This is a genomic window from Streptomyces alkaliterrae (genome assembly GCF_007097205.2).
Lineage (GTDB): Bacteria > Actinomycetota > Actinomycetes > Streptomycetales > Streptomycetaceae > Streptomyces > Streptomyces alkaliterrae.
On sequence record NZ_VJYK02000159.1, the window covers coordinates 1 to 12,903 of the forward strand.

Below are 12,903 nucleotides of genomic sequence, written 5' to 3' on the forward strand. Positions count from 1 at the left end.
ACCGCCGACAGCGCCACCCCCACCCCCTCGCCGAGCGAGACCGAGGAGGACGAGGACGACGAGGAGGAGTGGGGCGACGACCCCACCCCGACCAACTCGCCCTCCAGGCCGGGGCTGGACTGGGAGGCCATCGCGCCGACGCCTACCTCCGGGCCGTGGCCTGCCTACATGCTGAAGCCTGGTGACTGCTTCGATATGTCAAAAGAGAGGGAAGGGCACAACGAGAAAATTTCTTGCTCTTCCGCGCATGACGGCGAGGTAGTGCACCAGCAGAAGCTGGCCGGCGAGTACAAGACCGATGAAGATATCCGCGCTGACGCAGACCGAATCTGCAAGTCAAAGCTGCTCGCGAAGGCAGGTCTGAATTCTTCTATGAGGTTTCGTAACCTGTCGCAGTACCCACGCAAGAGTGGGTACGATCTCGGGATGAGGACGGTCACCTGCAGCCTGGTTGCGCAGGAAGGTCAGAAGCTCAACGCGAAGCTCAACTGACCGGGTAGGGCAGGGAATCGTCGGCTGTGGAGGCGGGTCTTCGTGGAGAAGTGACCTCTGGGGCTTGAGTGATGCCAGCCCAGCTGGAGGTGGCGGGGAGGCGGCGTGCCACCGGCGCCCGAAACGCTCGGGCTCTGCCAGATGCGCATGATCACACACATCTCGAGGCCGGCGCCACGCGGAAGGGTGAACTCCTTCACCCTTCCGCGTACTTGTTTCCGAATACTTGGCATGGACACTTCTCGAGCCCCGTTTCAGCTGCTACGACATACGGCACAGGCGTTCCTCCACCCCACCCCCACTGGGAGGTTCAGTTGCGTGTGCCCAGATTTCTCACGATTTCCGCCGCCGTAGCGGCACTGCTCGCGCTACCCGCGTTCACCGGCACGGCCGCCGCGTCCACCGACGCGGCGGCCGTCAACTACGTGGCGGTCGGCGACTCCTACTCCTCAGGCGTCGGAGCGGGCTCGTACGACAGCGGAAGTGGCGACTGCAAACGCAGCAACCGGGCATATCCGGTGCTGTGGAAGAACGCGAACTCACCCGCTTCCTTCCACTTCACCGCGTGCTCCGGCGCACGGACCAACGACGTCGTCAACAACCAGCTCGGCCCCGTCAACTCCGCCACCACCCTGGTCAGCGTCAGCGTCGGCGGCAACGACGCCGGCTTCGCCGACGTCATGACCACCTGCGTCCTCCAGGGGGAGTCCGCCTGCGTGCGGAAGTCCGAGGAGGCGCGGGCCTACGCGCGCAACACGCTCCCGGGCCGGCTGGACACCGTCTACAACGCGATCAAGGGCAAGGGCCCCAACGCGCGGGTGGTCGTCCTCGGCTACCCCCGCCTGTACAAGCTGGGCGGGAGCTGCTGGGCGGGACTCAGCGAGCGCTCGCGGGCGGCCCTCAACGCCGCCGCCGACGAGCTGAACGAGGTCACGGCCAAGCGCGCCGCCGACCACGGCTTCACCTTCGGCGACGTGCGTCCGACGTTCACCGGGCACGAACTGTGCTCCGGCGACCCCTGGCTGCGCAGCGTCACCATCCCGCTGAACGAGTCGTACCACCCCAACGCCGCCGGCCAGTCCGGCGGCTACTACCCGGTCCTGGCGCGGGTCGCCTGACCGTCACCCGGGCGGCGCCGCGCGCGACCGCCGCCCGGGTCCCACCGGCGATTCCGGGCCGCAGGGGAACCGAAAGCCCTTCGTCGGCGTTGTAAGGGGCAGGGAACGGCCACCCAGGCTGAGTGGAGGCGGATGTCATGAGTGTCCAGGGGAAGATCGCCCTCGGCGGCGTCGGCGTCGGCCTGCTGCTGCTCGTGCTGGGCGTCCCGTTGTGGGCCGTGCTGCTGATCGTCGTCGGAGTGCCGGTGGTCGCCTACCTCTCGCTGGACCCGGCCCAGCGCCGCCGCCTCAAGCGCGTCTCCCGCAAGGAGCTGGGCCGCTGACGCCTCCCCGCGGTGGACTCGGACGCGTAGAGTAGTCGCCCCGACACTCCGACGGTCCAAGACAGGGGCGTGGTCAGTTTGCGGCGGTACGACCGGCTCAGGGAGATCCGACGGCTCGACCCGGACAAGGACTGCGAGACCGTGTACCGGCTTCTGGCGGCGTACGAGTTCCCGTGGGACTTCACCAAGGCGCTGGAGCTTGCCCTGTACCGCACGTACGCGGTACCGAGCATCGGACGGCTGCTCGCCGAGACGGCCGAGCTGACCGAACGCTCGCAGAAACGGTACGACGACACCTCGCTGCTGCTCGACGCCGCCATGGAGCACGGCCACTCCTCGGAGCGCGGCCGGACCGCCATCCGCCGCATCAACCAGATGCACCGCGCGTACGACATCTCCAACGACGACATGCGGTACGTGCTGTCCACGTTCGTGGTCACGCCCAAGCGGTGGCTCGACGACTACGGCTGGCGGAGCCTCACCGCGCACGAGGCGGCGGCGTGCGCGGCCTACTACCAGCGGCTGGGCCGGAACATGGGCATCCGCGACATCCCCGGTGACTACCCCGCCTTCGAGGACTGCCTGGACCGCTACGAGAAGGAGCACTTCGCGTACGACACGAGCGGCCGGGCGGTCTCCGACGCGACGCTGGCGCTGATGGCCTCCTGGTACCCGCGCCCGCTGGCCCCCCTGGTGAAGGCGGGGGCGCTCGCGCTGCTGGACGACAGCCTCATCGAGGCCTTCCGCTACCGCCCGCCGAACCCGACGGTGCGCAGGGCGGTGCGCGGCGCGGTCCGGTTGCGCGGGCGGGCCGTGCGGCTGCTGCCGCCCCGCACCCGGCCGCACTTCGCCCGGCAGAACCGGCAGATCAAGGGCTACCCGGGCTACCCGGACGGCTACGACCTCGCTGAGCTGGGCACCTTCCCGGCCGGCTGCCCCCGGCCGCACGGGCGGGGGCAGCACCCCTAGGCTCCAGGGGGCCTAGCCCTGGGCGGGCTCGCGGTGGGCCAGTGCGAGGAAGCGGTCGTCCTCGTCGACGTAGCGCACGAGCCGCCAACCGGCGGCGGCGAGCAGTGCCCGCAGCCGCACCTCGGCGCGGACGTCCGTCGGGGACAAGGTGCGCCCCTGCCGGGCGGCCAGTGCGGCGCGGCCGACAGGGTGGAAGAGCAGCAGCGTGCCGCCCGGGCGGACCACCCGGGCGAGTTCGTGGAGCGTCCCGCCCGGCTCGGCCACGTGCCCGATCAGACCGGCGGCGAACACCGCGTCCAGCGACGCCGTCCGAAGCGGCAGCCGGTCCACGTCCGCCAGGGCGAGCGCGCCGGACTCGCGTCGCCCGGCGCGCGCCGCGACGTCCAGCATCGCCGGTGTGAGGTCGACGCCGAATACCAGGCCCTCGGCGCCCACGGCCGCGCGCAGCGCCGGCAGGGCGCGGCCCGTGCCGCAACCGGCGTCCAGCACCCGGCCGCCGGCGCGCAGGCCCAGCGCCGCCGCCGCGGCGGCGTAGGCCGGACCGTCCCCGGCGAACCGGGCGTCCCACGTCTCGGCGCGCGCGGTGAAGAAGTCCCGGACCGCCTCCGGTCCGCGCGCGACGGAGGCGGCGGCGCGGGCGTCGCGCCCATCGGGCTGTGTCATGGTGCCATCATGCGCCGCGCCCGGCCCGCGGGTCGAGTCCGGCCCGTCGGCCGTCAGTCCGCGATGCGGGCCTCCGCCACGACCTTGTCGATGCGCAGGCGCACCAGCAGCTCCCCCGGGACGCCGTTGCGCTCTCCGTACTCCTCGGCACGGTCCTCGCCCATGTAACGGGCGGCGATCCGGCCGGCCCAGAGCCGTAGCTCGGACAGATCCTCCACCAGTCGGGCACGACCGGAGAGCATCACGTACGAGAACGGGGGCGCGTCGTCGTCGACGCACAGGCAGGCGCGGGGATCGCGTGTGAGGTTGCGTCCCTTCATGGTCCGCGCCCCGGTGTTGAACACCAACTCGTCGCCGTCCAACAGGAACCAGACGGGCGCCACATGGGGAGCGCCGTCGGCCCGGACGGTGGCCAGTTTGCCGGTGCGGGTGCCGTGCGAGACGAAGGTACGCCACTGTCGGTCGGTCATCTGCTGTGCCATGCGGCCATCGTCCGCCGGGGTGGCGGGCCGGGCGCGGAGGCGTGCCGAGGAGCCGTCGACGGGTTGTGACCGGGTGGCAGATGGGTAGGGGGAGCACGGCGACCACCATGACGAGTGACCACAAGGGGGAGGGGCATGGCACTCAGCACAAGCCTTGACTGGCTGCTGGACGACCTGACCAAGCGGATGCCGAGCGTGCGGTGCGCGCTGGTCCTGTCCACGGACGGGCTGGTCACCGCGACCAGCGCGGAACTGGCCAGGAAGGACGGCGAACACCTTGCCGCGGTGGCTTCCGGTCTGCACAGCCTGGCGCGCGGGGCGGGCGCGCACTTCGGCGTGGGCGAGGTCCAGCAGACGATGATCGAGTTCGACGAGGGGTTGCTGTTCGTCACGGAGGCCGGGCAGGGAAGTTGTCTGTGCGTGCTGACCACCGCGCAGGCCGACGTCGGCCAGATCGCCTACGAGATGACGCTGCTGGTCAACAGGGTGGGGGAGCATCTGGGCGTGGCGGTTCGCAACCAGCCCTGAAGTTATCCACAGGGCTGGCGGCGGGGAGGGGCCTTCCGTACCGTCGTCACAGATCGTGAACGAACGGCAACGAGAGGTGGCGTCATGTCAGCGTCGGTCGACCGCCCGACCTCCCTTCCCGGCGGGCCCGCAGCCGGGCCCGCCGGCCATTCCGTGGGCTCCGCGCGGCTTCCCGTCCGCTGCTCAGGTGCGCACGGCGGCTGCCGTCCACCGGGTCGTCAGCGCCGGACGGGTGGGCCCTCCGCGCGGCTGCCGCTGCGCGCCGGTCCCGCCGTCGGGCGCGAGGAGAGCCTGTCGCTCACCCGTGCCCGGCACGAACTCGGCCTGACTCCAATGGCGTTCCGGCTCTGCCTGGACCTGGGCGAGCTGAGGGCCCTGACCTGCGGCCCTGGCGGCCGGCGCCGGGTGCCGGTGGCGCAGGTGCGCCGGCTCTGCCAGGAGGAGGGCCATCCCGACGCCCTGCGTGGGCGGTTGCGGCTGGTCGGCGCGGCTGAGGGCGCCGAGCTGCTGGGCGTCGGTCCCAGCCGGTTCCGGCGGCTGGCCAGAGCCGGGTGCCTGAGTCCCGTCCGCTTCGGCGTCAACCGCTACCGGCGGCTGGTATGGCACTACCTCGCCCGGGATCTCACCCGCTTCGCGGTGCAACAGGCCGCCCTGCTGCACGGCGCGCTGCCGGGCGCGATGCGTGTCGCGCTGCGGCAGGGCGAGGATTGGCGACCGAGGCTCTGGCGCGGCCGGCGCGTGGGCCAGCTGCTACGGGACAGCGCCGACCCGTGGGAGTCCGCGGCGGTGTACGCCGCCGTACTGGACGAGTGGACGCTACGCGAGGCGGTGCCGGACGAGGACGAGCGGCGGCGGCTCGCCGCGCTGCGTCCGGTGCTCGCGCCGCGCCCCGTCTCGGCCGTCCTGGCGGGCTGCTGCCACGATCCGCTGAAAGCCGAGGGCGGGGAGGAAACCCGCTGGTACCGGCTCGGACTGACGATGGCGCTCGACACGGCCCGCTGCCGGCCGGCGGGCAGCGCCCACCGGCGTCTCAGAGCGGGCCGACGGCCGTCACCTTGACCACCGCGCGACCCTCCTCGTCGGAAGCGGTCAGATCGACCTCCGCCGAGATGCCCCAGTCGTGGTCGCCACGCGGATCCGCGAACGTCTGACGCACCCGCCACAGCCCGTCTTCCGGGACCTCCTCGATGCGCAGCAGCTTGGGGCCGCGCGCGTCGGGGCCGGTGCCCAGCTCGTCGTACTCGTCCCAGTAGGCGTCCAGTGCCTCGCCCCACGCGTCCGCGTCCCAGCCGGCGTCACCGTCGAGCGATCCCAGCTCCGAGACGTCGTCGCGGGCGGCGAGTTCGACCCGGCGGAACATGGCGTTGCGCACCAGCACCCGGAACGCCCGGGCGTTGGCGGTGACGGGCTTGACATGGTCGGCGCGCTCCTGGGCCTCCTCGGCGGACTCCTCCTCCGGGTTCGCCAGCTGCTCCCACTCGTCGAGCAGGCTGGAGTCGACCTGACGGACCATCTCGCCGAGCCAGGCCACGATGTCCTGGTAGTCCTCGGACTTGAGGTCGTCGGGCACGGTGTTCTCCAGCGCCTTGTAGGCGCTGGCCAGATAGCGCAGGACGATGCCCTCGGTCCGCGCGAGCTCGTAGAAGGAGACGAACTCACCGAAGGACATGGCCCGTTCGTACATGTCCCGGACCACGGACTTCGGGGAGAGGGGGTGGTCACCGACCCACGGGTGCGACTTGCGGTACAGCCCGTAGGCGTGCGAGAGCAGTTCGTCGAGCGGCCTCGGGTGGCTGATGTCCATCAACCGCTCCATCCGCTCCTCGTACTCGACGCCGTCGGCCTTCATCTCGGCGACGGCCTCGCCCCTGGCCTTGTTCTGCTGGGCGGCGAGGATCTGCCGGGGGTCGTCGAGGGTGGACTCCACCACGGAGACCATGTCGAGCGCGTAGGACGGCGACTCGGGGTCCAGCAGGTCGAACGCGGCGAGGGCGAACGTGGACAGCGGCTGGTTGAGTGCGAAGTTCTCCTGGAGGTCGACGGTCAGCCGGATGCGGCGGCCCTGGGCGTCGGGCTCCGCGAGCTGCTCCACCACACCGCCGTCGAGCAGCGAGCGGTAGATGGCGATTGCCCTGCGGATGTGCCGCAGCTGCGACCTGCGGTCCTCGTGGTTGTCTTCGAGAAGCCGCCGCATCGCGGTGAAGGCGTCGCCCGGCCGGGCGATCACGGAAAGGAGCATCGCGTGTGTCACGCGGAAACGGGAGGTCAGCGGCTCCGGATCGGAGGCGATGAGCTTCTCGAACGTGTTCTGACCCCAGTTGACAAAGCCCTCGGGTGCCTTCTTCCGCACCACCTTGCGGCGCTTCTTCGGGTCGTCGCCCGCCTTGGCCAGCGCCTTCTCGTTCTCCACCACATGCTCCGGCGCCTGCGCGACCACAAAGCCGGAGGTGTCGAAGCCTGCGCGGCCCGCGCGGCCGGCGATCTGGTGGAACTCCCGGGCGCGCAGCACCCGCACCCGGTTGCCGTCGTACTTGGTGAGCGCCGTGAACAGCACCGTGCGGATCGGCACGTTGACGCCGACGCCGAGCGTGTCGGTACCGCAGATCACCTTCAGCAGACCGGCCTGGGCCAGCCGCTCCACCAGGCGGCGGTACTTCGGCAGCATGCCCGCGTGGTGCACGCCGATACCGTGCCGCACGTACCGGGAGAGATTCCGGCCGAACTTGGTGGTGAAGCGGAAGTTGCCGATCAGCTTGGCGATCTCGTCCTTCTCGGCGCGGGTGCACATGTTGATGCTCATCAGCGCCTGGGCCCGCTCCACAGCCTGCGCCTGGGTGAAGTGCACGATGTACACCGGCGCCTGGTTCGTCTGGAGCAGTTCCGTCAGCGTCTCGGTGAGCGGCGTCGTGCGGTACTCGTAGCTGAGCGGCACCGGGCGGGTCGCCGAGCGCACCACGGCCGTCGGGCGGCCGGTGCGCCGCGTCAGGTCGCTCTCGAAGCGGCCGACGTCGCCGAGCGTGGCCGACATCAGGACGAACTGCGCCTGCGGCAGCTCGAGCAGCGGGATCTGCCACGCCCAGCCCCGGTCGGGCTCGGCATAGAAGTGGAACTCGTCCATCACCACCTGGCCGATGTCGGCGTCCGCGCCGTCCCGCAGCGCGATCGACGCCAGCACCTCTGCCGTGCAGCAGATCACGGGCGCGTCGGCGTTCACCGAGGCGTCTCCGGTGAGCATGCCGACGTTCTCCGTGCCGAACAGCTTGCACAGGTCGAAGAACTTCTCCGACACCAACGCCTTGATCGGCGCCGTGTAGAAGGTGACCTTGTCCTGCGCGAGCGCCGCGAAGTGCGCGCCCGCCGCGACCAGCGACTTGCCCGACCCGGTGGGGGTGGACAGGATCACGTTCGCCCCGGACACCACCTCGATCAGCGCCTCCTCCTGCGCCGGATAGAGGCTGATTCCCCGCTCCGTCGCCCACGACGAGAAGGCGTCGAAGAGGGTGTCGGGGTCGGCGGTCTGCGGCAACTGATCGATGAGGGTCACGCCCCCATACTGCCTTCCCGCGGGTGGATTCAGGGAACCGGCCGGGTCGGCAAGATCAACCACCAGTACGCTGTGGCGGCCCGGTGTCGGGCGGAGATCAGGCGCACAGCGATGGGGTGGGACGAACATGATGGGACCAGCGCACTCACTGTCCGGTGCGGCGGCGTGGTTGGGAGTGGGGGCGGTGGCCGCCGCACTGGACCGCGCGATGCCCTGGCCGGTGCTGGTCGTCGGCGCGCTGATCTGCGCCGGCGCCGCCCTCGCGCCGGACCTGGACCACAAGTCCGCCACCATCTCGCGGGCGTTCGGTCCGCTCTCCCGGGGGCTGTGCGGGGTGATCGACAAGCTCTCGGCCGCGGTCTTCAACGCCACCAGGGGCAAGGCGGAGCGCAGGAGGTCCGGGGGCCACCGGACGCTCACCCACACCTGGATATGGGCTGTGCTGATCGGCGTCGGCTTCTCGGCTGCGGCGGTCACCGGCGGGCGCTGGGCCGTGCTGGTGATCCTCTTCATCCACATGGTGCTCGCCGTCGAGGGGCTGCTGTGGCGGATGGCGCGGGTCTCCAGTGACGTCCTGGTGTGGCTGCTGGGCGCCACCACCGCCTGGATCCTCGCCGGAGTGCTCGACCAGCCGGGCAACGGGGCCGACTGGTTGTTCACCGCACCCGGCCAGGAGTACATGTGGCTCGGGCTGCCGATCGTGTTGGGCGCGGTGGTGCACACGCTGGGAGACGCCATCACGGTCTCCGGCTGTCCGATGCTGTGGCCGGTGCCGATCGCCCGCAAGCGCTGGTACCCGATCGGGCCGCCGCAGTTCATGAGGTTCCGGGCGGGGACGTGGGTGGAGATGAAGGTGCTGATGCCCGTCTTCGGCGTGCTGGGCGCGGGCAGCGGGCTGGTGGCGCTCGGCTACGTGGTCTGACCGGGAGCCTCAGCGGTCCCTGGGCTCCAGCAGGTCCAGCAGCGTGGAGAGTTCGGCGCGCCGCCGCTGGTCGAGCGGCGCCAGCAGTTCCTCTGCGGACGCCCGGCGGGCGGTGCGCAGCCGGTCCAGCAGTTCCCGGCCCCGGTCGGTGAGTTCGACGCGCACCACCCTGCGGGAGGCGGGGTCCGGCGCGCGGCGGACCGCGCCGCGCGCCTCCAGTCCGTCCACCAGCGTGGTCACCGCGCGGGGCACGACGTCGAGCTTGCTGGCCAGGTCCGCCATGCGCGGTGCCTCGGGGCAGTGCGCCACCGTGCGCAGCAGGCGCGCCTGCGCGGGGGTGAGTCCGAGCGGTTCGAGATGCCGGCGCTGGGCGCGGTGCAGCCGGCGGGTGAGACCGATGAGCTGATCGGCGAGTTGTCCGGTGGGATCGGCGGGGACCATGCCCGGACAGTACCAGGACGTCACTCATTATGAGTAACGGTAACAATCACCTACACTCACGGCAGCGGACGCGGCCGTCGCCCGCAGCCGTCGCCCGCCCGTCCGCCGACGGCACCCCGAGCGCGCCGCTCGACCACGACCCGTAGGAGCCCATGCACCCCCACACCGCCGCGTGGCACGAGCCACCCCGTCCGGCACCGCCGCTCCCCGCGGAAGCCAAGGACACTCCGGACGTCGACCAGCGGGTCGACGTGCGACGCGTGCTGTCCCTGTTCCGCCCCTACCGGGCGCGGCTCACCGTCGTCGTGCTGCTTGTCGCCGCGGCCTCCCTCGTCTCCGTCGCGACGCCCTTCCTCCTCCGCGAGATCCTGGACGTCGCGCTGCCCGAGCAGCGCACCGGGCTGCTCAGCCTGCTCGCCCTCGGCATGATCGCCGCCGCCGTGCTCACCAGCGTGCTCGGCGTGCTCCAGACGCTGATCTCCACCACGGTCGGCCAGCGTGTCATGCACGACCTGCGGACCGGCGTCTACACCAAGCTGCAGCGGATGCCGCTGGCCTTCTTCACCCGCACCCGCACCGGCGAGGTCCAGTCCCGCATCGCCAACGACATCGGCAGCATGCAGGCCACCGTCACCTCCACCGCCACCTCGCTGGTCTCCAACGCGACCAGCGTGGTGGCCACCGTCGTGGCGATGCTCGCACTCGACTGGCGCCTGACACTCGTCTCCCTCGCCCTGCTCCCGCTCTTCGTCTGGATCAGCCGGCGGGTCGGCCGGGAGCGCAAGCGGCTGACCGGCGAACGCCAGCTCCAGATGGCCGCGATGGCGGCCATGGTCACCGAGTCGCTGTCGGTCAGCGGCATCCTGCTGGGCCGCACGATGGGCCGCAGCGACTCCCTCAGCCGGGAGTTCGAGAAGGAGTCCGAGCAACTGGCCGGGCTGGAGATCCGGGCCAGCATGGCCGGCCGCTGGCGCATGGCGACCATCGGCATCATCATGGCCGCCATCCCCGCCCTGCTGTACTGGGCGGGCGGAGCACTGCTGCTCGTGGGCGGACCGACCCTGTCCATCGGCACACTCGTCGCATTTGTCACCCTGCAGCAGGGACTGCTCCGCCCGGCGGTCTCCCTGCTGAGCACGGGCGTGGACATCCAGGCCTCCCTCGCGCTCTTCCAGCGCATCTTCGAGTACCTGGACCTGCCCGTCAGCATCACCGAGAGGCCCGACCCGACGCGGCTCGACCGGCCGGCCGGCGAGGTCCGGTTCGAGAAGGTCTCCTTCTCCTACGAGCCGAGCGGCCGCCCCACCCTCACCGACATCGACCTGACCGTCCCGGCCGGCAGCAGCCTGGCGGTGGTGGGAGCCACCGGCTCGGGCAAGAGCACACTCAGCTACCTGGTGCCGAGGCTGTACGACGTCACCTCCGGCAGGGTCACCATCGACGGCGTCGACGTACGCGACCTCGACTTCGGGTCGCTGTCGGCGGCCGTCGGCGTGGTCTCCCAGGAGACGTACCTGCTGCACGCCTCGGTGGCCGACAACCTGCGCTTCGCCAAACCGTCCGCGACCGACGGGGAACTGGTCGCCGCGGCCCGCGCTGCCCAGATCCACGACCACATCAGCGCGCTCCCGGACGGGTACGACACGGTGGTCGGCGAACGCGGCTACCGCTTCTCCGGCGGGGAGAAGCAGCGCCTGGCGCTCGCCCGTACGATCCTGCGCGACCCGCCCGTCCTGATTCTCGACGAGGCCACCAGCGCGTTGGACACCCACACCGAGCACGCCGTGCAGCGAGCCGTGGACAACCTCTCCGCAGGCCGCACCACCCTCACCATCGCGCACCGCCTCTCGACGATCCGCGACGCCGACCAGATCGTCGTCCTGGAAGGAGGTACCGTCGTCGAACGCGGCACCCACGACGAACTGCTCCGGCTCGACGGACGGTACGCGGGACTGGTGCGCCGCGACGCCGCCGGGACACCGGACCCCGCCGGGAGGCCGGACGAAGACGCCGCCGACCCGGACGAGCACGCCACCGCGGAGTTGACGCCATGACCGACCACCAGAGCCTGCCCCGCGCCGAGTTCGGCTTCCCCGGGCCGCTGCGCGACCGCCTCGTAGCCGCCGTGCTCAGCGGTGCGAAGACCACCACCACAAGCCTGGCGGTGGGCTACCGGGTCGCGGGCGAACCGCTCCCGCAGGTCGGCGGCCGCTCGGTCCTGGTCGACTCCGCCGAGCGGCCGCTGGCCGTATTGGAGACCGTCGAGGTGCGCGTCCTGCCGCTCGGCCACGTCGAGCTGGCACACGCCGTGGACGAGGGCGAGGGCCACGCCACGCTGGCCGCCTGGCGCGCCGACCACGAGGCCTTCTGGCACAGCCCGGAACTCCGGGCCTCGCTGGGCGACCCGGAGTTCACCGTCGACGACGGCACGGAGGTGGTCACCGAGCGCTTCCGGGTCGAACGACGCCTGTGAGAGCGGGCCGGGCAGGCCGGTGGACGCGGGCTCCGGCTCAGCGCAGCCGGCCGAGTGCCTTCAGGTCGTCGAACACCAGCCGGTCCACCGGAGCGGTGCGCTCCCGGTCGGAGTAGTCGAGCCAGGCCAGCTCCTCGATCTCCGCGCTGGCCCGCAGCGTGCCGGTGAACTCGCCGGTGTAGCAGGCCATACGCACCCGACGGGTGGGATCGGCGTCGTCGGCGGGCGCCTCGTAGGTGCCGAAGTGCCGGGCGCTCTCCGGGGCCAGCGTGACGGTCAGCTCCTCCTCGACCTCCCGCAGGAGCGTCTGGAGGTCGCTCTCCCCGGGGTGCCGCTTCCCGCCCGGTATGTAGAACAGCGACTTGCCGCGCGACCTCGTGCCCAGCACCCGCCCTTCCCTGAGGTGGATCCAGGCGACCGTGTCGATCGGCTCCGTCATGCGTCCTCCCACACCCGTGGCCTCCCAGCCCTCGTGGCTTCCCGGACCCGCGTCCGGCGCGGTCCGCGGGTCCGGCGGCCGACCATGGTGCCACGGCGACGGCCCGAGTGCGTGCGCGGCCCGGCCGCGGGGGAGAAGAACGCCATGGACGCCATGGACGTGCCGGCCCCACCACCCGCTGGGGGCTCGCTGTGGCTGCACCCCGACGACGATCTCGCGCCGAACCGCCCCGGGGAGCATCTGTACGCGCGCCTGGAGGCATCGCCCCCGCCCGCTCCCGTGCGCCTGGCACACCGACTGCTGGGCCGTCCCGATCCGCATCGCCAAGCCGCGAGAGAGCTGACCGCGGCCCGCCGGGTGGCCGCCGAAATCGACGCGCTGGAGATCGGCGGCTGGCACGCCCTGCACGCGCTTCCGCTGCCCGCCGGCGCGTATCTGGACCATCTGCTGGTCGGCCCGGGCGGCCTGTTCGCCGTGCGGGCGGCCTGGTGCGGCGGGGTGCGGGCTGT

At 71.5% G+C, this 12,903-nt stretch carries 15 protein-coding genes; 10 read left to right on the plus strand and 5 right to left on the minus strand.

The annotated features are described in order from the left end of the window. The 4 genes from FNX44_RS15830 to FNX44_RS15845 form a co-directional block, all read left to right on the plus strand. The coding region (locus tag FNX44_RS15830; protein ID WP_143648897.1) for a septum formation family protein at positions 1-492 on the plus strand (492 nt) is incomplete at its 5' end. A gap of 320 nt (positions 493-812) precedes the next feature. Further along, on the plus strand, positions 813-1,610 hold the full coding sequence (locus FNX44_RS15835) for an SGNH/GDSL hydrolase family protein (protein ID WP_407699139.1): 798 nt from the start codon (positions 813-815) through the stop codon (positions 1,608-1,610). A gap of 137 nt (positions 1,611-1,747) precedes the next feature. Next, on the plus strand, positions 1,748-1,933 hold the full coding sequence (locus FNX44_RS15840) for a tail-anchor membrane protein (RefSeq protein ID WP_143648899.1): 186 nt from the start codon (positions 1,748-1,750) through the stop codon (positions 1,931-1,933). 78 nt (positions 1,934-2,011) lie between these two features. Then, complete coding sequence (locus tag FNX44_RS15845; protein WP_143648911.1) at positions 2,012-2,902, plus strand: oxygenase MpaB family protein; 891 nt, start codon at positions 2,012-2,014, stop codon at positions 2,900-2,902. A 12-nt stretch (positions 2,903-2,914) separates the two neighbouring features. Here FNX44_RS15845 and FNX44_RS15850 read toward each other — a convergent pair whose 3' ends face one another. Beyond that, a complete protein-coding gene (locus FNX44_RS15850; protein WP_143648900.1) occupies positions 2,915-3,565 on the minus strand; it encodes a class I SAM-dependent methyltransferase in 651 nt (216 codons plus the stop codon). Positions 3,566-3,618: 53 nt separating this feature from the next. After that, positions 3,619-4,047 carry a PPOX class F420-dependent oxidoreductase gene (locus tag FNX44_RS15855; RefSeq protein ID WP_143648901.1) on the minus strand — a complete coding sequence of 143 codons (429 nt, stop codon included), beginning with the start codon at positions 4,045-4,047 and terminating at the stop codon, positions 3,619-3,621. Between the two features lie 135 nt (positions 4,048-4,182). Here FNX44_RS15855 and FNX44_RS15860 point away from each other — a divergent pair, with 135 nt between their 5' ends. After that, a complete protein-coding gene (locus FNX44_RS15860) occupies positions 4,183-4,575 on the plus strand; it encodes a roadblock/LC7 domain-containing protein (protein ID WP_143648902.1) in 393 nt (130 codons plus the stop codon). An 84-nt stretch (positions 4,576-4,659) separates the two neighbouring features. Continuing rightward, positions 4,660-5,634 carry a DUF6397 family protein gene (locus tag FNX44_RS15865; RefSeq protein WP_143648903.1) on the plus strand — a complete coding sequence of 325 codons (975 nt, stop codon included), beginning with the start codon at positions 4,660-4,662 and terminating at the stop codon, positions 5,632-5,634. Here FNX44_RS15865 and FNX44_RS15870 read toward each other — a convergent pair. Then, positions 5,606-8,119, minus strand: coding sequence for a DEAD/DEAH box helicase (locus FNX44_RS15870; RefSeq protein WP_143648904.1), 2,514 nt, complete (start codon positions 8,117-8,119; stop codon positions 5,606-5,608). The genes FNX44_RS15865 and FNX44_RS15870 overlap by 29 nt on opposite strands. 127 nt (positions 8,120-8,246) lie before the next feature. Here FNX44_RS15870 and FNX44_RS15875 point away from each other — a divergent pair, with 127 nt between their 5' ends. Further along, positions 8,247-9,041, plus strand: a complete 795-nt coding sequence (locus tag FNX44_RS15875; RefSeq protein WP_143648905.1) for a metal-dependent hydrolase — start codon at positions 8,247-8,249, stop codon at positions 9,039-9,041. A 9-nt stretch (positions 9,042-9,050) separates the two neighbouring features. On the opposite strand, the gene FNX44_RS15880 is transcribed toward FNX44_RS15875, so the two are convergent. Further along, positions 9,051-9,482 carry a MarR family winged helix-turn-helix transcriptional regulator gene (locus tag FNX44_RS15880; RefSeq protein WP_143648906.1) on the minus strand — a complete coding sequence of 144 codons (432 nt, stop codon included), beginning with the start codon at positions 9,480-9,482 and terminating at the stop codon, positions 9,051-9,053. A 152-nt stretch (positions 9,483-9,634) separates the two neighbouring features. Between FNX44_RS15880 and FNX44_RS15885 the strand changes: the two genes are divergently transcribed. Together FNX44_RS15885 and FNX44_RS15890 are read left to right on the plus strand one after the other, a co-directional pair. Next, a complete protein-coding gene (locus FNX44_RS15885; RefSeq protein ID WP_143648907.1) occupies positions 9,635-11,536 on the plus strand; it encodes an ABC transporter ATP-binding protein in 1,902 nt (633 codons plus the stop codon). Next, positions 11,533-11,955, plus strand: a complete 423-nt coding sequence (locus FNX44_RS15890; protein ID WP_143648908.1) for an ASCH domain-containing protein — start codon at positions 11,533-11,535, stop codon at positions 11,953-11,955. Before FNX44_RS15885 ends, FNX44_RS15890 begins: the two co-directional genes overlap by 4 nt. A 37-nt stretch (positions 11,956-11,992) precedes the next feature. Here the strand turns inward: FNX44_RS15890 and FNX44_RS15895 are convergent, their stop codons facing one another. Beyond that, positions 11,993-12,394: an NUDIX hydrolase gene (locus tag FNX44_RS15895; protein ID WP_143648909.1), complete on the minus strand. Its 402-nt coding sequence runs from the start codon at positions 12,392-12,394 to the stop codon at positions 11,993-11,995. Positions 12,395-12,538: 144 nt separating this feature from the next. Between FNX44_RS15895 and FNX44_RS15900 the strand changes: the two genes are divergently transcribed. Next, positions 12,539-12,903 (plus strand): nuclease-related domain-containing protein (locus tag FNX44_RS15900; protein ID WP_143648910.1); only part of this gene is annotated, 365 nt, incomplete at its 3' end.